Source organism: Pseudomonas sp. PDM27, assembly GCF_019219205.1.
GTDB classification, from domain to species: Bacteria; Pseudomonadota; Gammaproteobacteria; order Pseudomonadales; family Pseudomonadaceae; genus Aquipseudomonas; species Aquipseudomonas laurylsulfatiphila.
On sequence record NZ_JAHUWF010000004.1, the window covers coordinates 61,254 to 81,037 of the forward strand.

Below are 19,784 nucleotides of genomic sequence, written 5' to 3' on the forward strand. Positions count from 1 at the left end.
CATGACGACACACATTTCACGTTCGGCCTTGCTGCCGTACCCGGCTCAAGCGCTGTATGACCTGGTCAACGACGTGGCGCGCTACCCGGAGTTTCTGCCGTGGTGCTCTTCGGCCGAAGTCCTGGAGAGCTCCCCTGAGCATATGCGGGCGAGCGTTGGGGTGGCCAAGGGCGGCCTCAGCCAGCATTTCGTCACGCGCAACACCCTGGTTCCTGGGCAGTCCATCGAAATGAACCTCGAAGAGGGCCCGTTCACCCAATTGCATGGCATCTGGGTATTCAAGGCGCTGACCGACAAAGCCTGCAAGATCAGTCTCGATTTGTCGTTCGATTACGCCGGGCCGCTGGTTCGTGCCACCTTGGGGCCGCTGTTCAATCAGGCGGCCAACACCTTGGTGGATGCGTTCTGCCAGCGCGCCAAGCAGATACATGGTTGAGGTCATGATTGAAATCGAGGTGGTCTACGCAGCCGTGGACCGTCAGGTGCTGCTGACAGTGGCAGTGCCTGTCGGAACGTCTGTGCGTGCGGCCTTGCTCGGGTCTGCCCTGGCTGAGGAGTTTCCGGAGCTGGATTTGGCCAATTGTCCCGTAGGGATCTTCGGCAAGGTTGTAGCGGATCCAGAGCGTCGGCCTGTTCAGGCAGGAGATCGTATCGAGGTCTACCGACCACTGTTGGCCGACCCGAAAGAGGTACGCCGACTGCGCGCGGCAAAAGCTGCCGAGGCCAAAGCCCGGAATTAGTGAGTGGCTTGAACGCCAGACAATAAAAAGCCCGGACATGCCGGGCTTTTTATTGCGTCGCAAATTATTGCGGCGAGGTGTCCAGTGGTTCTGGCGTTGGGACCGGAACGGTTTCTACGCCGTCGACGTCCTTCTGGATCTGGTCCAGCAGCGAACCTGGCTTGACCGGTTTTTCCGGTTTCGGCTTCTCGACGTTTTCTGCCGGGGCAGCCACTGTCGTGCCGCTGTCCTTGCCGAGAATGGCCTCGTCACGGCTCACGCCTGGCATGAAATCACCAGAGAGGCTGACAAGCTGATCATTTGGGTTGAAGATAACGCTGATGCGTTCCTGTTGGCGTTCACCGCCACCCGGTTGCAGGCTGTACAGATAATCCCAGCGATCGGCATGGAACGTGTCAGTCAGCAGAGGGTTGCCCATGATAAACCGTACTTGCTTGCGGGTCATTCCCGGGCGTAACTGGTCTATCATGTCCTGCGTGACGACATTGCCCTGCTGGATGTCGATTTTGTAAACCCCGGGGAATGAACAACCGGCGAGTGCGAGCAGTCCCACAAAGGTGAAACTGGTTAGCAAGAGCTTGGTGTTTTGCATCGGTGGGCGACTTCCACTATCTTGGCTGGGACAACGTAAACGCCGATCATACCCGCATTAAGAGAAGCTGCGAAGCAGCATCGCGAGAAAGCTGACCATGGTTGAAAATAGCGAACTACGCAAAGCCGGCCTCAAAGTGACCCTGCCACGGGTCAAAATTCTGCAAATGCTCGACTCCGCCGAGCAACGCCACATGAGTGCCGAGGATGTCTACAAGGCCCTTATGGAGGCTGGTGAGGACGTCGGTCTGGCCACGGTTTACCGTGTTCTGACCCAGTTCGAGGCAGCTGGCCTTGTGGTGCGGCACAACTTCGACGGAGGCCACGCGGTCTTCGAACTGGACGACGGGAAGCATCACGACCATATGGTCAACGTCGAAACCAGCGAAGTGATCGAATTCTTCGACGAAGAAATCGAGCGGCTTCAGAAAGCAATCGTCGACAAGTATGGCTTCGAGATGGTTGATCACAATCTGGTGCTGTACGTGCGCAAGAAAAAGTAAGCATGTCGCGCGAACCTCGGTTCGCGAAACGAGCGAAGGCGACCCCAGGGTCGCCTTCGTGCTTTCTGTGGTGCACATGGTTCCTGTAGGAGCTGCCGCAGGCTGCGATCTTTTGATCTGTGCTTTTAGAAAGGGCAAAGTCAAAAGATCGCAGCCTGCGGCGGCTCCTACAGGGTTCGCTTAGATTTTTGCGGTGACGACCATTTTCTTGGCGTGAGCCAGGGACTCTTTGGTGAGATCGATGCCGCCCAGCATTCGTGCGACTTCTTCGACGCGGTCGTTTTTGCTCAGTTTGGAAACCGCCGTGCGGGTGGCATCTTCGCCGCGCACTTTATGCACAAATAGATGCTGATGGCCCTGAGCTGCCACTTGCGGCAAGTGGGTCACGGTCAGCACCTGCCCACGTTCGCCGAGTCTGCGCAGCAACTGGCCGACGATTTCTGCGGTCGGGCCGCCAATGCCGACGTCGACTTCATCGAACACCAGGGTCGGTACACGGGAGGTTTGTGCGGTGATCACCTGAATCGCCAGGCTGATCCGCGACAGTTCGCCGCCGGACGCCACTTTCGCCAGGGCCTTCAGTGGCTGGCCGGGGTTGGCGCTGACCAGCAGTTCTACCTGTTCGAGCCCGTTTGGCAGCAGTTCGTTGCCGCTGTTCGGACGCAGTTCGATGGTGAAGCGGCCACCGGGCATGCCCAGTCGCTGGATTTCCTGCTCCACCGCGCTGGCCAGGCTGCTCGAGGCTTGATGCCTTAGATCGCTCAGTTCCCGGGCCTTTTCCTGGTAGTGCCGGGCATAGGACGACAGCTCATCGCTCAGGCGCTCGATGGATTCGTCGTTGGCGTTCAGGGTTTCGATTTCATCCAGCAGTTTCTGCTGCATCTCGGCCACTTCAGTTGGCTGGATGCGGTGTTTGCGCGCCAGGGTGTAGATCGCATCGAGGCGTTCTTCCAGGTATTGAAGGCGCGATGGATCGGCGTCGAAATTGTCGAGGAAACGGTTCAGTTCGCCCACGGCCTCTTCAACCTGGATCTGTGCACTGGTCAACAAGCTGCTGGCTTCGCCCAGGGCGCCGATCGAGCTGTTCACGCTCGACAGGCGGTTGAGGCTGGCGGTGAGGGCGTTGAGTACATTTCCAGAATCACTTTCGCTGCATTGTTCGACGACTTGCCGGCAAATGCCCAGCAGGGTTTCGGCGTTGGTCAGGTTCTTGTGTTCCTGTTCCAGCTGCTCCAGCTCATTGTCACCGAGGCCGAGGTTTTCCAACTCTTCGAGTTGATAGCTGAGCAACTGATGGCGGGCGCGTTGCTCGTCCCCGGAGTTGGAGAGCCGCTCCAGTTCCTGGCGGGTCTGGCGCCAGCGTTGGGCGGCCAGTTGAACCTGGCGGGCCAGATCCGTCGCGCCGGCATATTCATCGAGCAGGCGACGGTGGGTATCGGTCTTGAGCAGGGATTGGTGTTCGTGCTGGCTGTGAATGTCGATCAGCAGTTCGCCCAGCGCCTTGAGGTCGCCAAGCGGGCAGGGCGTTCCGTTGATGTAGCCGCGCGAGCGACCTTCGGATGTGATCACCCGGCGCAGGATGCACGGGCCGTCGTTTTCGAGGTCGCGTTCGGCCAGCCAGGCGCTGGCTTCCGGGATGTCGGCCAGATCGAAGGTAGCCAGGATATCGGCCTTGTCGGCGCCGGGGCGGACCACGCCGCTGTCGGCACGATCGCCCAGGGTCAGGCCCAGCGCGTCGAGCATGATCGACTTGCCCGCGCCGGTTTCCCCAGTGATCACGCTCATCCCGCGATCGAGTTCGAGATCGAGATGTTCAACGATGGCGTAGTTATGTACGGACAGGTGCACCAGCATATGGGCCGCTCCCAGGTGTTAGGTCTGGTTATTTATACAGTGTTTTGTTTCTGGCTGACAATGCCCTCCGTTAGCTCGATTCGATCGGTCCGACCAATCCCTTATCGCGAGCCGGCATGACAATGCGATTGTTTTTTGTAGGGTTAATCATCGGCGCCCCTTGAAGCCGGATTTTGCGGCCCCATATAGCTGGGCAGAAGCGCGAGTTGAGCTCGCGGACGATATTGAAAGGAGAAATCTATGGCTGACGAACAGACAGTGGATACGCAAAACCCAGACGCCAACCAGGCGCCCGAGGCTTCGGGTGAAGACCTGGCGGCTCGTGTACAAGTGCTCGAAGAGCAACTGGCAGGCGCTCAGGATCAGGCTTTGCGTGTAGCCGCCGATCTGCAGAACGTCCGCCGTCGCGCCGAGCAGGATGTGGAGAAGGCTCACAAGTTCGCGCTGGAAAAATTCGCCGGCGACCTGCTGCCGATCGTCGATAGCCTGGAGCGCGGCCTGGAGCTGTCCAGCCCGGACGACGAAAGCATCCGTCCGATGCGCGAAGGCATCGAGCTGACCCTGAAAATGTTCCACGACACTCTCAAGCGTTATCAGCTTGAAGCGATCGACCCGCATGGCGAACCGTTCAATGCAGTTCACCATCAGGCAATGGCCATGCAGGAAAGCGCCGATGTCGAGCCGAACAGCGTTCTGAAGGTGTTCCAGAAGGGCTATCAGCTCAATGGTCGCCTGCTGCGCCCGGCGATGGTCGTGGTCAGCAAGGCGCCTGCGCCGGTTTCGCCTTCGATTGACGAGCAGGCTTGAAATCCGCCGCAAGGCCCCCATTTATAAGTCAAGCGTTTAAGTGCTACCGCAGTTAGCCACCACTGCTGCGGCAACAAAATCCAAAGTTTCGGGAGAGTGAACATGGGCAAAATTATCGGTATCGACCTGGGGACTACCAACTCCTGCGTCTCCGTGCTGGAAAACGGCAAGGCAAAAGTTATTGAAAACGCTGAAGGCGCGCGTACCACGCCGTCGATCATCGCTTACGCCAACGATGGCGAAATCCTGGTTGGCCAGTCGGCCAAGCGTCAGGCTGTGACCAATCCGCACAACACCCTGTACGCGGTGAAGCGTCTGATCGGTCGTCGTTTCGACGAAGAAGTCGTGCAGAAAGACATCCAGATGGTCCCTTACAAGATCGTCAAGGCTGACAACAACGACGCCTGGGTTGAAGTGAACGGCCAGAAAATGGCACCGCCACAGATCTCGGCTGAAATCCTGAAGAAAATGAAGAAAACCGCCGAAGATTACCTCGGCGAGACCGTGACTGAAGCGGTGATCACCGTTCCGGCCTACTTCAACGACAGCCAGCGCCAGGCGACCAAAGACGCCGGCCGCATCGCCGGTCTGGACGTAAAACGTATCATCAACGAACCGACCGCCGCTGCTCTGGCTTACGGTATGGACAAGGCCAAGGGCGATCACACCGTGATCGTTTACGACCTGGGCGGTGGTACTTTCGACGTTTCCGTGATCGAGATCGCTGAAGTCGATGGCGAGCACCAGTTCGAAGTACTGGCCACCAACGGTGATACGTTCCTGGGCGGTGAAGACTTTGACATTCGTCTGATCGACTACCTCGTCGACGAATTCAAGAAAGAAAGCGGCATGAACCTCAAGGGTGACCCGCTGGCCATGCAGCGCCTGAAAGAAGCCGCTGAAAAAGCCAAGATCGAACTGTCCTCGAGCCAGTCGACTGACGTGAACCTGCCGTACATCACTGCAGACGCCACCGGTCCTAAGCACCTGAACGTGAAGATCTCCCGCGCCAAGCTGGAAGCATTGGTGGAAGACCTGGTTCAGCGCACCATCGAACCTTGCCGCATCGCAATGAAAGATGCCGGTATCGACGTTGGCGCGATCAACGACGTGATCCTGGTGGGCGGTCAGACCCGTATGCCACTGGTTCAGAAGCTGGTCACCGAGTTCTTCGGCAAAGAAGCGCGTAAAGACGTCAACCCGGACGAAGCGGTTGCCATGGGTGCTGCCATCCAGGGCGCGGTACTGGCCGGTGACGTGAAAGACGTTCTGCTGCTCGACGTCAGCCCGCTGACCCTGGGTATCGAAACCATGGGTGGCGTGATGACCGCGCTGATCGAGAAAAACACCACGATTCCTACCAAGAAGTCGCAAGTGTTCTCGACCGCCGACGACAACCAGGGCGCAGTGACCATTCACGTGCTGCAGGGCGAGCGTAAGCAAGCTGCTCAGAACAAGTCCCTGGGCAAGTTCGACCTGGCCGACATTCCACCGGCTCCACGTGGTGTGCCGCAGATCGAAGTGACCTTCGACATCGACGCCAACGGCATCCTGCACGTCGGTGCGAAAGACAAGGCTACCGGCAAGACTCAGTCGATCGTGATCAAGGCCAACTCCGGCCTGTCCGACGAGGAAATCGAGCGCATGGTGCGTGATGCCGAGGCGAACGCCGAGGAAGACCGCAAGTTCGAAGAGCTGGCCGCTGCCCGTAACCAGGGCGACGCACTGGTTCACTCGACGCGCAAAATGGTGGCCGATGCCGGCGATAAAGTGACTGCCGAAGAGAAGACTGCAATCGAAGCCGCCGTAGTTGCCCTGGAAGCCGCCGTCAAAGGCGACGACAAGGCTGCTATCGACGCCAAGGTTGAAGAACTGTCGAAAGTCTCCGCTCCAGTGGCGCAGAAGATGTACGCCGAACAGGCTCAGCCTGCTGAAGGCGCTGCACCGCAGGGCGAATCGGCTGAGAAGGCTGACGACGTTGTCGATGCCGAGTTCGAAGAAGTCAAAGACCACAAGTAAGTTGTTGGTCGGCCGGTTGACTGCCTTTAGGCGGTGACTGGTAGGATGTCGCCGCGCGGGAGCTTGCTCCCGCGTTGGCGTATCTGGAATACGCGAATTTTTACAGTATGCGACAGCGCTCGCGTACTGCTGGCATGGCCGGGAATGCTCCTGCTTTCCGAGCCGAAAGTGCCACTTTGAAACAAAGACCAGGATCGTTGAATTGACGTGAGTTGGGTCCGGGCCTGTATTGGGGCTCAACGAGTTCGGCAGACTCAGGAGGGTTTTGCCGGACGTCCTCAAGAGTGCAAAGACTTATGGCAAAGCGTGACTATTACGAAGTGTTGGGTGTTGAGCGTGGCTCAAGCGAAGCGGACCTGAAAAAGGCTTACCGTCGCCTGGCGATGAAGCACCACCCGGACCGTAATCCCGATGACAAAGCGTCGGAAGAGATGTTCAAGGAGGCCAACGAGGCCTACGAAGTGCTTTCCGATTCCAGCAAGCGCGCAGCCTACGACCAGTACGGCCATGCCGGTGTCGACCCGAGCATGGGTGGCGGCGGTGCCGGTTTCGGTGGCCAGAACTTCTCCGACATCTTTGGCGATGTCTTCAGTGACTTCTTCGGTGGCGGTCGCGGCGGTTCCCGTGGCGGCGCTCAGCGCGGCAGTGACTTGCGCTACACCCTGGAGCTGGACCTGGAAGAAGCGGTACGCGGCACGACCGTGAATATCCGCGTTCCGACGCTGGTCAACTGCAAGCCTTGCGACGGCTCCGGTGCCAAGAAAGGTTCTTCGCCGGTGACCTGCCCGACGTGCGGCGGTATCGGCCAGGTGCGCATGCAGCAAGGTTTCTTCTCGGTGCAGCAGACCTGCCCGCGCTGCCATGGCCAGGGCAAGATCATTTCCGATCCGTGCGATTCCTGCCACGGCGAAGGTCGCGTCGAAGAGTACAAGACCCTGTCGGTGAAAGTGCCGGCCGGTGTCGATACCGGTGACCGCATTCGTCTGTCCGGCGAAGGCGAGGCGGGTGCCCAGGGTGGCCCGACTGGCGATCTGTACGTGGTGATCAACGTGCGCGAGCACTCGATCTTCCAGCGTGATGGCAAGCACCTGTTCTGCGAAGTGCCGATCAGCTTCGTCGATGCGGCGCTGGGTGGCGAGCTGGAGATTCCGACCCTTGATGGCCGGGTCAAGTTGAAGATCCCCGAGGGGACCCAGACCGGCAAGCAGTTCCGTGTGCGTGGCAAGGGTGTCGCGCCTGTGCGTGGCGGTGGTGCGGGCGACTTGATGTGCCGTGTGGCGGTCGAGACGCCGGTCAACCTGAGTCGTCGCCAGCGCGAAATGCTCGAGGAATTCCGCAGTTCGCTGGCGGACGACAACAGCCATTCGCCGAAAACCACAGGCTGGTTCGAAGGCGTGAAACGCTTCTTCGGCGATTTGTAAGGAGACAGGCATGCGACGTATTGCAGTGATGGGCGCCGCCGGGCGCATGGGCAAGACCCTGATTGAAGCGGTGCAACAGGCGCCAGGTGCCGGGTTGACGGCGGCAGTGGATCGTCCTGACAGCACGCTGGTCGGTGCGGATGCCGGTGAACTGGCAGCTATCGGTCGCATCGGCGTGCCGCTGTCCGGCGATCTGGATCGGGTGGTCGATGAGTTCGACGTGCTGATCGACTTCACGCACCCGACGGTGACCCTGAAGAACCTGGCTTTCTGCCGTAAACACGGCAAGGCCATGATCATCGGGACCACGGGCTTCAGTGTTGAAGAAAAGCAGTTGCTGGCGGAAGCGGGCAAGGACATTCCGATTGTCTTCGCGGCCAACTTCAGTGTCGGGGTCAACCTGTGCCTGAAGTTGCTCGACACGGCCGCTCGCGTATTGGGTGACGATGTCGATATCGAAATCACCGAGGCTCACCATCGGCATAAAGTCGACGCGCCGTCCGGCACTGCCGTGCGCATGGGTGAGGTGATTGCCGATGCGTTGGGTCGTGACCTGAAGAAAGTGGCGGTGTATGGCCGTGAAGGCCAGACCGGTGCGCGTGATCGTGAAACCATCGGCTTCGCCACTGTGCGTGCCGGCGACATCGTCGGTGATCACACCGTGCTGTTCGCCGCCGACGGCGAGCGTGTCGAGATCACCCACAAGGCGTCCAGTCGCATGACCTTCGCCAAGGGTGCGGTACGTGCTGCATTGTGGCTGGACGGGCGCGAGCCTGGCCTTTACGACATGCAAGACGTGCTCGATCTGCGTTAAGATGCACCCGAAATCGGGCTCGCGCACCGCGTTTGAGCCCGGTTTTGTTCCGCCAGGCGACGTCCTGTCGCATTCTCCAGCCTTTAAGGCTCATTGGCGGTAGACCAAAAAGGCCTTTTTCTGTAAGCTACAGCTTTAGTGTGTCCACTAAAAGCGCGCAGAATAATTCAGTGAAGAAGCGGAGTGACGTGTCCATACGTCACTCCGCTTTTTTACAACCTGCGATCGCCCTTTCAGGCTTTATTTACGGGAGGTCTTCTTGACTAAGCCAGCCATACTCGCCCTTGCTGATGGCAGCATTTTTCGCGGCGAAGCCATTGGAGCCGACGGTCAGACCGTTGGTGAGGTGGTGTTCAACACCGCAATGACCGGCTATCAGGAAATCCTTACCGATCCTTCCTACGCCCAACAGATCGTTACCCTGACTTATCCGCACATCGGCAATACCGGCACCACGCCGGAAGACGCCGAGTCCAACCGCGTCTGGTCCGCTGGCCTGGTCATCCGTGACCTGCCACTGGTGGCGAGCAACTGGCGTAACACGATGTCCCTGTCCGACTACCTGAAGGCCAACAATGTTGTGGCCATCGCCGGTATCGACACCCGCCGCCTGACGCGCATCCTGCGTGAAAAAGGCGCGCAGAACGGCTGCATCATGGCCGGTGACAACATTTCCGAAGAAGCCGCCATCGCCGCCGCCCAGGGTTTTCCTGGTCTGAAAGGCATGGATCTGGCGAAGGTTGTCAGCACCAAGGACAGCTACGAATGGCGTTCGACTGTCTGGGACCTGAAAACCGACAGCCACGCGACCATCGAAGCCTCCGAGCTGCCGTACCACGTGGTTGCCTACGACTACGGCGTCAAGGTGAACATCCTGCGCATGCTGGTCGAGCGCGGTTGCCGCGTGACCGTAGTGCCTGCCCAGACGCCTGCTGCCGATGTGCTGGCGCTGAAGCCGGACGGCGTGTTCCTGTCCAACGGCCCTGGTGATCCGGAGCCATGCGACTACGCGATCCAGGCGATCAAGGATGTGCTGGAAACCGAGATCCCGGTCTTCGGTATCTGCCTCGGTCACCAACTGCTGGCCCTGGCCTCCGGTGCCAAGACCCTGAAAATGGGTCACGGTCACCACGGTGCCAACCACCCGGTCCAGGACCTGGACACCGGTGTGGTGATGATCACCAGCCAGAACCACGGTTTTGCCGTGGACGAAGCCACCCTGCCGGCCAACGTTCGCGCGATCCACAAATCGCTGTTCGACGGCACCCTGCAAGGGATCGAGCGTACCGACAAGAGCGCCTTCAGCTTCCAGGGTCACCCGGAAGCCAGCCCTGGCCCGAACGACGTAGCGCCATTGTTCGATCGCTTCATCAACGAGATGGCCAAGCGACGCTGATCGCTCGCCTTGATGTAGCAAAGCTTGAGGGTGGCCCCGCACCGGCGGCCCCCTCAAGTCTTCAGAGATTGAACAAGACGGCTTGCCGACTGACCTGCGGATTTGAGTGACAAACCCATGCCAAAACGTACAGACATTAAAAGCATCCTGATTCTCGGCGCTGGCCCGATCGTGATCGGCCAGGCCTGCGAATTCGACTACTCCGGCGCCCAGGCCTGTAAAGCCCTGCGCGAGGAGGGTTACCGCGTCATCCTGGTGAACTCCAACCCGGCCACCATCATGACCGACCCGGCCATGGCCGACGCCACCTACATCGAGCCGATCAAGTGGCAGACCGTTGCCAAGATCATCGAGAAAGAGCGTCCGGACGCGCTGCTGCCGACCATGGGTGGCCAGACCGCCCTGAACTGCGCCCTGGACCTGGAGCGCGAAGGCGTTCTGGAGAAGTTCGGCGTAGAGATGATCGGTGCCAACGCCGATACCATCGACAAGGCTGAAGACCGTTCGCGTTTCGACAAGGCGATGAAGTCCATCGGCCTGGCGTGCCCGCGTTCCGGTATCGCCCACAGCATGGAAGAGGCCAACGCGGTCCTCGAGAAGCTCGGCTTCCCGTGCATCATCCGTCCGTCCTTCACCATGGGCGGCACCGGTGGCGGTATCGCTTACAACCGTGAAGAGTTCGAAGAAATCTGTGCCCGTGGTCTGGACCTGTCGCCGACCAAAGAGCTGCTGATCGACGAATCGCTGATTGGCTGGAAAGAATACGAGATGGAGGTTGTCCGCGATAAGAAGGACAACTGCATCATCGTCTGCTCCATCGAAAACTTCGACCCGATGGGCGTGCACACCGGTGACTCGATCACCGTGGCTCCGGCACAGACCCTGACCGACAAGGAATACCAGATCCTGCGTAACGCCTCCCTGGCGGTGCTGCGCGAGATCGGCGTGGAAACCGGTGGTTCCAACGTTCAGTTCGGTATCTGCCCGAACACCGGCCGCATGGTCGTGATCGAGATGAACCCGCGCGTATCCCGCTCCTCTGCGCTGGCTTCGAAAGCCACCGGCTTCCCGATCGCCAAGGTCGCGGCCAAGCTGGCTGTGGGCTACACCCTCGACGAGCTGTCGAACGACATCACCGGCGGCAAGACCCCGGCGTCCTTCGAACCGTCCATCGACTACGTCGTGACCAAGCTGCCACGTTTCGCCTTCGAGAAGTTCTCCAAGGCTGACGCGCGCCTGACCACGCAAATGAAGTCGGTGGGTGAAGTCATGGCCATCGGCCGTACGTTCCAGGAATCCCTGCAGAAAGCCCTGCGCGGCCTGGAAGTCGGTGTTTGCGGCCTGGACGAGAAGGTTGACCTGAGCAACCCGGAAAGCATGAGCGTACTCAAGCGCGAGCTGACCGTGCCGGGCGCCGAGCGTATCTGGTACGTGGCGGACGCCATGCGCGCCGGCATGACCGTTGAAGACATCTTCGGCATGACCATGATCGACCCTTGGTTCCTGGTGCAGATGGAAGACCTGATCAAGGACGAAGAGAAGGTCAAGACCCTGGGTCTGACCAGCATCGACCGTGACTTGATGTTCCGTCTCAAGCGCAAAGGCTTCTCCGACATGCGTCTGGCCAAGCTGCTGGGTGTGACCGAGAAGGCCCTGCGTGCTCACCGTCACAAGCTGGAAATCTTCCCGGTCTACAAGCGCGTTGACACCTGTGCTGCCGAGTTCGCCACCGATACCGCTTACCTGTACTCGACGTACGAGGAAGAGTGCGAAGCCGCGCCATCGGGTCGCGACAAGATCATGATCCTGGGTGGCGGTCCGAACCGTATCGGCCAGGGCATCGAGTTCGACTACTGCTGCGTACACGCGGCACTGGCCCTGCGCGATGACGGTTACGAGACCATCATGGTCAACTGCAACCCGGAAACCGTTTCCACCGACTACGACACCTCCGATCGCCTGTACTTCGAGCCAGTGACCCTGGAAGACGTGCTGGAAATCGTTCGCGTCGAGAAACCAAAGGGCGTGATCGTCCAGTACGGCGGCCAGACCCCGCTGAAACTGGCTCGCGCCCTGGAAGCTGCTGGCGTGCCGATCATCGGCACCAGCCCTGACGCCATCGACCGCGCCGAAGACCGTGAGCGCTTCCAGCAAATGGTCCAGCGCCTGAACCTGCGTCAGCCGCCAAACGCCACCGTGCGCAGCGAAGACGAAGCCATTCGTGCCGCGGCCAAGATCGGTTACCCGCTGGTGGTGCGCCCGTCCTACGTACTGGGCGGTCGTGCGATGGAAATCGTCTACGAAGAAGAAGAACTCAAGCGCTACCTGCGTGAAGCGGTTCAAGTGTCCAACGACAGCCCGGTGCTGCTGGACCACTTCCTCAACTGCGCCATCGAGATGGACGTGGATGCGGTCTGCGACGGCAAGGACGTGGTAATCGGCGCGATCATGCAGCACATCGAGCAGGCCGGGGTTCACTCCGGTGACTCCGCGTGCTCGCTGCCGCCGTACTCGCTGCCGGCGCACATCCAGGACGAGATGCGCGAACAGGTCAAGAAAATGGCCCTGGAACTGGGCGTGGTCGGCCTGATGAACGTGCAGTTGGCGCTGCAAGGCGAAGACATCTACGTCATCGAAGTCAACCCGCGTGCTTCCCGTACCGTACCGTTCGTGTCCAAGTGCATCGGTGTTTCCCTGGCGATGATCGCAGCACGCGTGATGGCCGGTAAAACCCTGAAGGAACTGGGTTTCACCAAGGAAATCATTCCGAACTTCTACAGCGTGAAAGAGGCGGTGTTCCCATTCGCCAAATTCCCTGGCGTTGACCCGATCCTCGGCCCAGAGATGAAGTCGACCGGTGAAGTGATGGGCGTGGGCGACACCTTCGGTGAAGCATTCGCCAAGGCCCAGATGGGTGCCAGCGAAGTGTTGCCGACCGGCGGTACTGCGTTCATCAGCGTACGTGACGACGACAAGCCGCTGGTTGCAGGCGTGGCCCGTGATCTGATCAACTTGGGCTTCGAAGTGGTTGCCACTGCCGGGACTGCCAAGCTGATCGAGGCTGCAGGCCTGAAAGTGCGCCGTGTGAACAAGGTGACCGAGGGTCGTCCGCACGTGGTCGACATGATCAAGAATGACGAAGTCACGCTGATCATCAACACCACCGAAGGTCGTCAGTCGATCGCTGATTCGTACTCCATTCGTCGTAATGCCCTGCAGCACAAGATTTACTGCACCACCACCATTGCTGCTGGCGAAGCCATCTGCGAAGCGCTGAAGTTCGGTCCCGAGAAGACCGTGCGCCGCTTGCAGGATCTACACGCAGGATTGAAGGCATGAGCATAACGAAGTACCCAATGACCGTTCAGGGCGCTCGCGCCCTGGAAGAAGAGCACACTCACCTGACCAAGGTCGTTCGTCCGAAGCTCAGCCAGGACATCGGTACGGCCCGCGAGTTGGGTGACTTGAAGGAAAACGCCGAATACCACGCTGCCCGTGAGCAGCAGGGTATGGTCGAGGCGCGGATCCGTGACATCGAAGGCCGCATGCAGAACGCGGTGATCATCGATGTGACGACCATTCCTCACACCGGCAAGGTGATTTTCGGCACCACCGTCGAAATCGCCAACGTCGAAACCGATGAAAGCGTGACTTACCAGATCGTTGGTGAGGACGAGGCTGACATCAAGCTCGGCAAGATCTCTGTCGGCTCGCCGATCGCTCGCGCCTTGATTGCCAAGGAAGAGGGTGATGTGGTTGCCGTCAAAACGCCTGGCGGCGTTATCGAGTACGAGATTGTCGAAGTTCGCCACGTCTGAAAGCCGGCGCCCGTTTCGTGCGGGCGCCATGCTTTGGCAACTGACCCAGATGTTGTGGGTCGGTGGCTTGTGGCTGTTACAGGTGGGTCTGTTGCCGGTGCTGGGCCGAATTGGCCTGGCGCCGCTGCTGATCGACGAAATTGCAGGCACGCTCAATGCGTTGGTAGTGGGATTCGCTACGGCGTGTTTGATTTTTCAGGCTTTGGTGCTGATGAAGGCCGAGGGCCTTGTCAGTCTATGGCGGGATATACGCGGGCAACTGCTGTTGATGGCACTGTATGCGTGCGCGATGTACTTCGTGGTGCGTTTCGGTTGGCCGGATGCTCTGCGTTGGCAGGCGTTCAGCTATCTTGTTCTGGGCTTTTCCGGGCTGGTGCTGGTGTTGCAGCCGGTGCCGGGATGGAGTGGCAGGGTGCGCGAAGCACACCCTTGACCCTTGCCATCACTTGAAGCGATGGACGTTCGACAGCTGCTTGTTGACGCTGAAGTTCTTGCGGTAGATCAGCGCCATCTTGCCGATGACCTGAACCAGATCCGCTTTGCCGACCTTGCAGAGCTCTGCAATGGACGCCAGGCGCGATTCGCGATCGAGGATGTTGAGCTTGATCTTGATCAGCTCGTGATCCGCCAACGCGCGTTCGAGTTCGGCTAACACACCTTCAGTCAAACCATTGTCTGCCACAATCAAAACCGGTTTCAGATGGTGGCCAATGGATTTGTACTGTTTCTTCTGCTCTTGAGTGAGCGGCATAATCTGACCCCTGCGTCTGATCTTGTAAAAAGCGGCGGCCAGTTTACCCGAGCGAGTCCGGGACCGCCCAGTTAATCACGACCCGTTTTAATTCCGAGGTATCCCGTGGCCCGTTCCAAGACAAGCCTTAAGTGGCTGCAAGAACATTTCAACGACCCATTCGTCAAAATGGCACAGAAAGACGGGTACCGTTCCCGTGCCAGCTACAAACTGCTGGAGATCCAGGAAAAGGACCGTTTGATCCGCCCTGGCATGAGCGTAATCGACCTGGGTGCGGCTCCGGGTGGCTGGTCGCAGGTGACCAGTCGTCTGATTGGCGGGCAGGGCACACTGATCGCTTCTGACATTCTTGAAATGGACAGCATCCCCGACGTCACCTTTATTCAAGGCGACTTTACCGAGGATGCCGTGCTTGCCCAGATCCTCGACGCCGTCGGAAATAAAGAAGTAGACCTTGTGATTTCCGACATGGCCCCCAATATGAGTGGATTGCCGGCCGTTGATATGCCGCGCGCGATGTTCCTGTGCGAATTGGCACTGGATCTGTCGACGCGGGTGCTCAAGCCCGGTGGTGATTTTTTGATCAAGATCTTCCAGGGCGAAGGTTTCGACGAATTCCACAAGAGCGTTCGCCAGCAGTTCGAGAAGGTGCAGATGCGCAAACCGACCTCGTCGCGCGACCGTTCTCGCGAGCAGTACCTGCTGGGCCGCGGTTTCCGCGGTCGCAGTGAGGAATGAGTGAATTTTCGATCGGGGTGATAGGATTTTTGTATTACGCCTTGTCAGAATTAGCGAATATTGTGTAGGAAGTGTTTCACAAAGGGTTACAGACGGCGCCTGCCAAGTTGTAGGTAATGTAGTAAGTTAGGCCGGTGAATATCATGCGAAGCGCGCGCCAGTAGCGGAGCTTGCTTCAGAGGGTAGTTAATTGAACGATATGGCAAAGAATCTGATCCTGTGGTTGATCATCGCGGCTGTCCTGGTGACGGTGATGAACAACTTCTCCAGCCCTAACGAGCCGCAGACCCTCAACTATTCCGACTTCATCCAGCAGGTCAAGGATGGCAAGGTCGAGCGCGTGGCGGTTGATGGCTACGTGATTACCGGCAAGCGCAACGATGGCGACAGCTTCAAGACCATTCGCCCGGCGATCCAGGACAACGGCCTGATCGGCGACCTGGTGGACAACCACGTCGTGGTCGAAGGCAAGCAGCCTGAGCAGCAAAGCATCTGGACCCAACTCCTGGTTGCCAGCTTCCCGATCCTGGTGATCATCGCCGTGTTCATGTTCTTCATGCGGCAGATGCAGGGCGGTGCCGGTGGCAAGGGCGGGCCGATGAGCTTTGGCAAGAGCAAGGCACGCCTGCTCTCCGAGGATCAGGTGAAAACTACCCTGGCTGACGTTGCCGGTTGCGACGAAGCCAAGGAAGAAGTCGGTGAACTGGTCGAGTTCCTGCGCGATCCGGGCAAGTTCCAGCGCCTGGGTGGCCGCATTCCTCGCGGCGTGCTGATGGTCGGTCCTCCCGGTACCGGTAAAACCCTGCTGGCCAAGGCTATCGCCGGCGAAGCCAAAGTACCTTTCTTCACCATTTCCGGCTCCGACTTCGTCGAGATGTTCGTCGGTGTGGGTGCCAGCCGTGTTCGCGACATGTTCGAACAGGCCAAGAAACACGCTCCATGCATCATCTTCATTGACGAAATCGATGCGGTCGGTCGCCATCGTGGCGCTGGCATGGGTGGTGGTCACGACGAACGCGAGCAGACACTCAACCAGTTGCTGGTCGAGATGGATGGCTTCGAAATGAATGACGGCATCATCGTGATTGCCGCGACCAACCGTCCTGACGTGCTGGACCCTGCGTTGCTGCGTCCAGGCCGTTTCGACCGTCAGGTTGTGGTCGGTCTGCCGGACATTCGTGGCCGCGAACAGATTCTCAAGGTTCACATGCGCAAAGTGCCAATGGGTGACGACGTTGCTCCGGCCGTGATCGCTCGTGGTACTCCAGGCTTCTCCGGTGCCGATCTGGCCAACCTGGTCAACGAGGCATCGCTGTTCGCTGCCCGTGCCGGCAAGCGCATCGTTGAAATGAAAGAGTTCGAACTGGCGAAAGACAAGATCATGATGGGCGCCGAGCGCAAGTCCATGGTCATGTCCGAGAAAGAAAAGCAGAACACGGCTTATCACGAAGCGGGCCACGCCATTGTGGGGCGCGTCGTGCCTGAGCACGATCCGGTGTACAAGGTGTCGATCATCCCGCGCGGTCGTGCGTTGGGTGTCACCATGTTCCTGCCGGAAGAGGATCGTTACAGCCTGTCCAAGCGTGCATTGATCAGCCAGATCTGCTCGTTGTATGGCGGTCGTATCGCCGAAGAAATGACCCTGGGCTTCGATGGCGTGACCACCGGTGCTTCCAACGACATCATGCGTGCCAGCCAGATTGCGCGGAACATGGTGACCAAGTGGGGGCTTTCGGAAAAACTCGGTCCGTTGATGTATGCCGAAGAAGAGGGTGAAGTGTTCCTCGGTCGCGGCGGTGGCGGTCAAAGTGCAAGCTTCTCCGGTGAGACAGCCAAGCTGATCGACTCCGAAGTGCGCAGCATCATCGATCAGTGCTACGGCACGGCGAAGCAGATCCTCACCGACAACCGTGACAAGCTCGATGCCATGGCTGATGCCTTGATGAAGTACGAAACCATCGATGCCGAGCAGATCGACGACATCATGGCGGGGCGTACGCCTCGCGAGCCACGGGACTGGTCGGGTGGCACGGGTACTTCCGGCACCCCGCCGGTGGTACAGGATGAGCGTCCGGAAACACCGATCGGCGGTCCTGCTGCTGACGTATAAGGTTTGAAATGACTTCTGTTCAGTCCTCGACCCGGTTGCCTTGCGGCAACCGGGTTCTTGATTTGGCCCAGACGCATGTCATGGGTATCCTCAATGTCACTCCTGATTCGTTCTCCGATGGTGGCCAATACAGCCAGCTCGACGCGGCCATGCGCCACGCCGAAGCCATGGTGGCGGCCGGCGCGACGCTGATCGATGTCGGTGGCGAATCCACCCGTCCTGGTGCCAGGGCGGTATCGCCGCTGGAGGAGTTGGAGCGCGTAGCGCCGATTGTCGAGCGCATTGCTCGCGAGCTGGACGTCATCATCTCGGTCGACACCTCAACGCCAGCCGTCATGCGTGAAACGGCGCGTCTGGGTGCCGGGTTGATCAATGACGTACGTTCGTTGCGTCGCGATGGTGCGCTGGATGCCGCGGCGGCCACCGGTCTGCCGGTTTGCCTGATGCATATGCTGGGCGAGCCGGGCGATATGCAGGACAATCCGCAATATCAGAACGTTACAAGGGAAGTCGGTGAGTTTCTCGCCGAGCGCATGGTTCAGTGTTCGTTGGTGGGTATCCCGGCGGAACGGATCATTCTTGACCCCGGCTTTGGTTTCGCCAAGACCTTGCAGCACAATCTGAGCTTGTTCAAACATATGGAAGCCCTGCATGCCCTGGGGCGGCCCCTGTTGGTCGGGGTTTCGCGAAAGAGCATGATTGGCCAGGCATTGAATCGTCCGGTGGGAGACCGGCTGTATGGCGGTTTGGCGCTCGCGGCGCTGGCTTCGGCGAAAGGTGCGCGTATATTGCGCGTCCATGATGTAGCCGAAACAGTGGATGTGGTGCGGATGATCGCCGCAGTGGAATCAGCCGAATAAGAATGATGGAGCACTTATGAGCAAAAAATATTTTGGCACCGATGGTATTCGTGGGCGTGTCGGTGAATACCCGATTACTCCTGATTTCATGCTCAAGCTCGGCTGGGCTGCCGGCATGGCGTTCCGCAAGATGGGCGCCTGCAAGGTATTGGTAGGCAAGGACACCCGGATCTCCGGCTACATGTTCGAGTCTGCACTTGAGGCGGGGCTTACCTCCGCGGGTGCCGATGTGATGCTTCTTGGTCCAATGCCGACCCCGGCGATTGCCTACCTGACGCGCACCTTTCATGCCGAGGCTGGCATCGTGATCAGTGCGTCGCACAATCCGCATGATGACAATGGCATCAAGTTCTTCTCCGGCAAAGGCACCAAGCTTCCGGATGAGGTTGAGCTGATGATCGAAGAATTGCTCGATACGCCAATGACCGTGGTGGAGTCGAGCAAGATCGGCAAGGTGTCGCGAATCAACGATGCATCGGGACGCTATATCGAATTCTGCAAGAGCAGCGTGCCCACCGGCACCAGCTTCACCGGCATGAAGATCGTGATCGACTGCGCTCACGGTGCGACTTATAAAGTGGCGCCGAGTGTGTTCCGTGAGCTGGGCGCGGAAGTCGTCGTGCTGTCGGCGCAGCCGAACGGGTTGAACATCAACGACAATTGCGGTTCGACCCACATGGGTCAGCTGCAGGCTGCCGTCGTGGCAGAGCATGCCGATCTGGGCATCGCCTTTGATGGTGACGGCGATCGCGTTCAGATGGTCGACCACACGGGTGCGGTGGTCGATGGCGACGAGTTGCTGTTCATCATTGCCCGTGACCTGCATGAGCGCGACAAGCTGCAGGGCGGCGTGGTCGGAACCCTGATGAGTAACCTGGGGCTGGAACTGGCCCTGGCTGACCTCGGTGTTCCGTTCGTGCGTGCCAATGTCGGTGACCGCTATGTGATTGCCGAATTGCTGGAGCGCAACTGGATCGTGGGTGGTGAAAACTCCGGACACGTTGTGTGCTTCAGTCACACTACCACCGGTGATGCAATCATTGCTGCACTGCAGGTGCTGATGGGGCTGCGCAGGCGGGATGAAAGTCTGGCGCAGGCTCGTCAGGCGCTGCGCAAGTGCCCTCAGGTGCTGATCAATGTGCGTTTTGGCGGTGGTGCAAATCCCCTCGAGCATCCATCGGTCAAGGAAGCCAGCGAGCGTGTGACCAAGGCCATGGCAGGGCGTGGGCGTGTGCTGTTGCGCAAGTCCGGAACCGAGCCGCTGGTGCGCGTGATGGTCGAAGGCGAAGACGAAACCCTGGTTCGCGGCTATGCCGAAGAGCTGGCAAAACTGGTTACTGAAGTTTCTGCCTGAATTCGGCT

The 19,784-nt window shown here is 59.2% G+C and carries 18 protein-coding genes; 15 read left to right on the plus strand and 3 right to left on the minus strand.

The genetic code is table 11. The annotated features are described in order from the left end of the window. The first annotated feature begins 1 nt into the window (after position 1). Complete coding sequence (locus KW838_RS10460) at positions 2-436, plus strand: type II toxin-antitoxin system RatA family toxin (protein ID WP_046038689.1); 435 nt, start codon at positions 2-4, stop codon at positions 434-436. Then, a complete protein-coding gene (locus KW838_RS10465; RefSeq protein ID WP_218501050.1) occupies positions 429-740 on the plus strand; it encodes an RnfH family protein in 312 nt (103 codons plus the stop codon). Before KW838_RS10460 ends, KW838_RS10465 begins: the two co-directional genes overlap by 8 nt. Before the next feature lie 64 nt (positions 741-804). Here KW838_RS10465 and KW838_RS10470 read toward each other — a convergent pair whose 3' ends face one another. Then, complete coding sequence (locus tag KW838_RS10470; protein ID WP_057716485.1) at positions 805-1,332, minus strand: outer membrane protein assembly factor BamE; 528 nt, start codon at positions 1,330-1,332, stop codon at positions 805-807. A 97-nt stretch (positions 1,333-1,429) separates the two neighbouring features. Here KW838_RS10470 and fur point away from each other — a divergent pair, with 97 nt between their 5' ends. Then, the gene (fur, locus tag KW838_RS10475; RefSeq protein WP_003197684.1) at positions 1,430-1,834 is read left to right on the plus strand and encodes a ferric iron uptake transcriptional regulator; all 405 of its coding nucleotides are present in this window, start codon (positions 1,430-1,432) and stop codon (positions 1,832-1,834) included. Between the two features lie 180 nt (positions 1,835-2,014). Here the strand turns inward: fur and recN are convergent, their stop codons facing one another. Further along, positions 2,015-3,688 carry a DNA repair protein RecN gene (gene recN, locus KW838_RS10480; protein ID WP_218501051.1) on the minus strand — a complete coding sequence of 558 codons (1,674 nt, stop codon included), beginning with the start codon at positions 3,686-3,688 and terminating at the stop codon, positions 2,015-2,017. A 240-nt stretch (positions 3,689-3,928) separates the two neighbouring features. Here recN and grpE point away from each other — a divergent pair, with 240 nt between their 5' ends. From grpE to KW838_RS10520, 8 genes are all read left to right on the plus strand, one after another. Further along, positions 3,929-4,495, plus strand: coding sequence for a nucleotide exchange factor GrpE (grpE, locus tag KW838_RS10485; RefSeq protein WP_007973134.1), 567 nt, complete (start codon positions 3,929-3,931; stop codon positions 4,493-4,495). A 102-nt stretch (positions 4,496-4,597) separates the two neighbouring features. Continuing rightward, positions 4,598-6,514, plus strand: a complete 1,917-nt coding sequence (dnaK, locus tag KW838_RS10490; protein ID WP_102698879.1) for a molecular chaperone DnaK — start codon at positions 4,598-4,600, stop codon at positions 6,512-6,514. Between the two features lie 296 nt (positions 6,515-6,810). Beyond that, positions 6,811-7,935 carry a molecular chaperone DnaJ gene (dnaJ, locus tag KW838_RS10495; protein WP_007973132.1) on the plus strand — a complete coding sequence of 375 codons (1,125 nt, stop codon included), beginning with the start codon at positions 6,811-6,813 and terminating at the stop codon, positions 7,933-7,935. Positions 7,936-7,945: 10 nt separating this feature from the next. After that, the gene (dapB, locus tag KW838_RS10500; protein ID WP_007973131.1) at positions 7,946-8,749 is read left to right on the plus strand and encodes a 4-hydroxy-tetrahydrodipicolinate reductase; all 804 of its coding nucleotides are present in this window, start codon (positions 7,946-7,948) and stop codon (positions 8,747-8,749) included. A gap of 259 nt (positions 8,750-9,008) precedes the next feature. Continuing rightward, a complete protein-coding gene (gene carA / locus KW838_RS10505) occupies positions 9,009-10,145 on the plus strand; it encodes a glutamine-hydrolyzing carbamoyl-phosphate synthase small subunit (RefSeq protein WP_095965946.1) in 1,137 nt (378 codons plus the stop codon). A 117-nt stretch (positions 10,146-10,262) separates the two neighbouring features. Then, positions 10,263-13,484, plus strand: coding sequence for a carbamoyl-phosphate synthase large subunit (gene carB / locus KW838_RS10510; protein ID WP_102698878.1), 3,222 nt, complete (start codon positions 10,263-10,265; stop codon positions 13,482-13,484). A 2-nt stretch (positions 13,485-13,486) separates the two neighbouring features. Then, a complete protein-coding gene (greA, locus tag KW838_RS10515) occupies positions 13,487-13,963 on the plus strand; it encodes a transcription elongation factor GreA (protein ID WP_032829443.1) in 477 nt (158 codons plus the stop codon). 28 nt (positions 13,964-13,991) lie between these two features. Then, positions 13,992-14,396, plus strand: coding sequence for an MFS transporter (locus tag KW838_RS10520; protein ID WP_218501199.1), 405 nt, complete (start codon positions 13,992-13,994; stop codon positions 14,394-14,396). 9 nt (positions 14,397-14,405) lie between these two features. Here KW838_RS10520 and KW838_RS10525 read toward each other — a convergent pair whose 3' ends face one another. After that, the gene (locus KW838_RS10525) at positions 14,406-14,714 is read right to left on the minus strand and encodes a YhbY family RNA-binding protein (RefSeq protein WP_007942889.1); all 309 of its coding nucleotides are present in this window, start codon (positions 14,712-14,714) and stop codon (positions 14,406-14,408) included. 105 nt (positions 14,715-14,819) lie between these two features. Here KW838_RS10525 and rlmE point away from each other — a divergent pair, with 105 nt between their 5' ends. The 4 genes from rlmE (at position 14,820) to glmM (ending at position 19,776) form a co-directional block, all read left to right on the plus strand. Further along, complete coding sequence (gene rlmE / locus KW838_RS10530; protein ID WP_007988685.1) at positions 14,820-15,452, plus strand: 23S rRNA (uridine(2552)-2'-O)-methyltransferase RlmE; 633 nt, start codon at positions 14,820-14,822, stop codon at positions 15,450-15,452. 199 nt (positions 15,453-15,651) lie between these two features. Beyond that, positions 15,652-17,562, plus strand: coding sequence for an ATP-dependent zinc metalloprotease FtsH (gene ftsH / locus KW838_RS10535; RefSeq protein WP_015093436.1), 1,911 nt, complete (start codon positions 15,652-15,654; stop codon positions 17,560-17,562). Between the two features lie 8 nt (positions 17,563-17,570). Next, positions 17,571-18,422, plus strand: a complete 852-nt coding sequence (gene folP, locus KW838_RS10540) for a dihydropteroate synthase (protein ID WP_102698876.1) — start codon at positions 17,571-17,573, stop codon at positions 18,420-18,422. Between the two features lie 16 nt (positions 18,423-18,438). After that, positions 18,439-19,776, plus strand: a complete 1,338-nt coding sequence (glmM, locus tag KW838_RS10545; protein WP_102698875.1) for a phosphoglucosamine mutase — start codon at positions 18,439-18,441, stop codon at positions 19,774-19,776. Positions 19,777-19,784: the final 8 nt, after the last annotated feature.

Coding starts and splice junctions, on each gene's coding strand:
- KW838_RS10460 (WP_046038689.1), top strand. CDS start 2: ATGACGACACACATTTCACGTTCGGCCTTGCTGCCGTACCCGGCTCAA.
- KW838_RS10465 (WP_218501050.1), top strand. CDS start 429: ATGGTTGAGGTCATGATTGAAATCGAGGTGGTCTACGCAGCCGTGGAC.
- KW838_RS10470 (WP_057716485.1), bottom strand. CDS start 1,332: ATGCAAAACACCAAGCTCTTGCTAACCAGTTTCACCTTTGTGGGACTG.
- fur (WP_003197684.1), top strand. CDS start 1,430: ATGGTTGAAAATAGCGAACTACGCAAAGCCGGCCTCAAAGTGACCCTG.
- recN (WP_218501051.1), bottom strand. CDS start 3,688: ATGCTGGTGCACCTGTCCGTACATAACTACGCCATCGTTGAACATCTC.
- grpE (WP_007973134.1), top strand. CDS start 3,929: ATGGCTGACGAACAGACAGTGGATACGCAAAACCCAGACGCCAACCAG.
- dnaK (WP_102698879.1), top strand. CDS start 4,598: ATGGGCAAAATTATCGGTATCGACCTGGGGACTACCAACTCCTGCGTC.
- dnaJ (WP_007973132.1), top strand. CDS start 6,811: ATGGCAAAGCGTGACTATTACGAAGTGTTGGGTGTTGAGCGTGGCTCA.
- dapB (WP_007973131.1), top strand. CDS start 7,946: ATGCGACGTATTGCAGTGATGGGCGCCGCCGGGCGCATGGGCAAGACC.
- carB (WP_102698878.1), top strand. CDS start 10,263: ATGCCAAAACGTACAGACATTAAAAGCATCCTGATTCTCGGCGCTGGC.
- KW838_RS10520 (WP_218501199.1), top strand. CDS start 13,992: ATGCTTTGGCAACTGACCCAGATGTTGTGGGTCGGTGGCTTGTGGCTG.
- KW838_RS10525 (WP_007942889.1), bottom strand. CDS start 14,714: ATGCCGCTCACTCAAGAGCAGAAGAAACAGTACAAATCCATTGGCCAC.
- ftsH (WP_015093436.1), top strand. CDS start 15,652: ATGGCAAAGAATCTGATCCTGTGGTTGATCATCGCGGCTGTCCTGGTG.
- folP (WP_102698876.1), top strand. CDS start 17,571: ATGACTTCTGTTCAGTCCTCGACCCGGTTGCCTTGCGGCAACCGGGTT.
- glmM (WP_102698875.1), top strand. CDS start 18,439: ATGAGCAAAAAATATTTTGGCACCGATGGTATTCGTGGGCGTGTCGGT.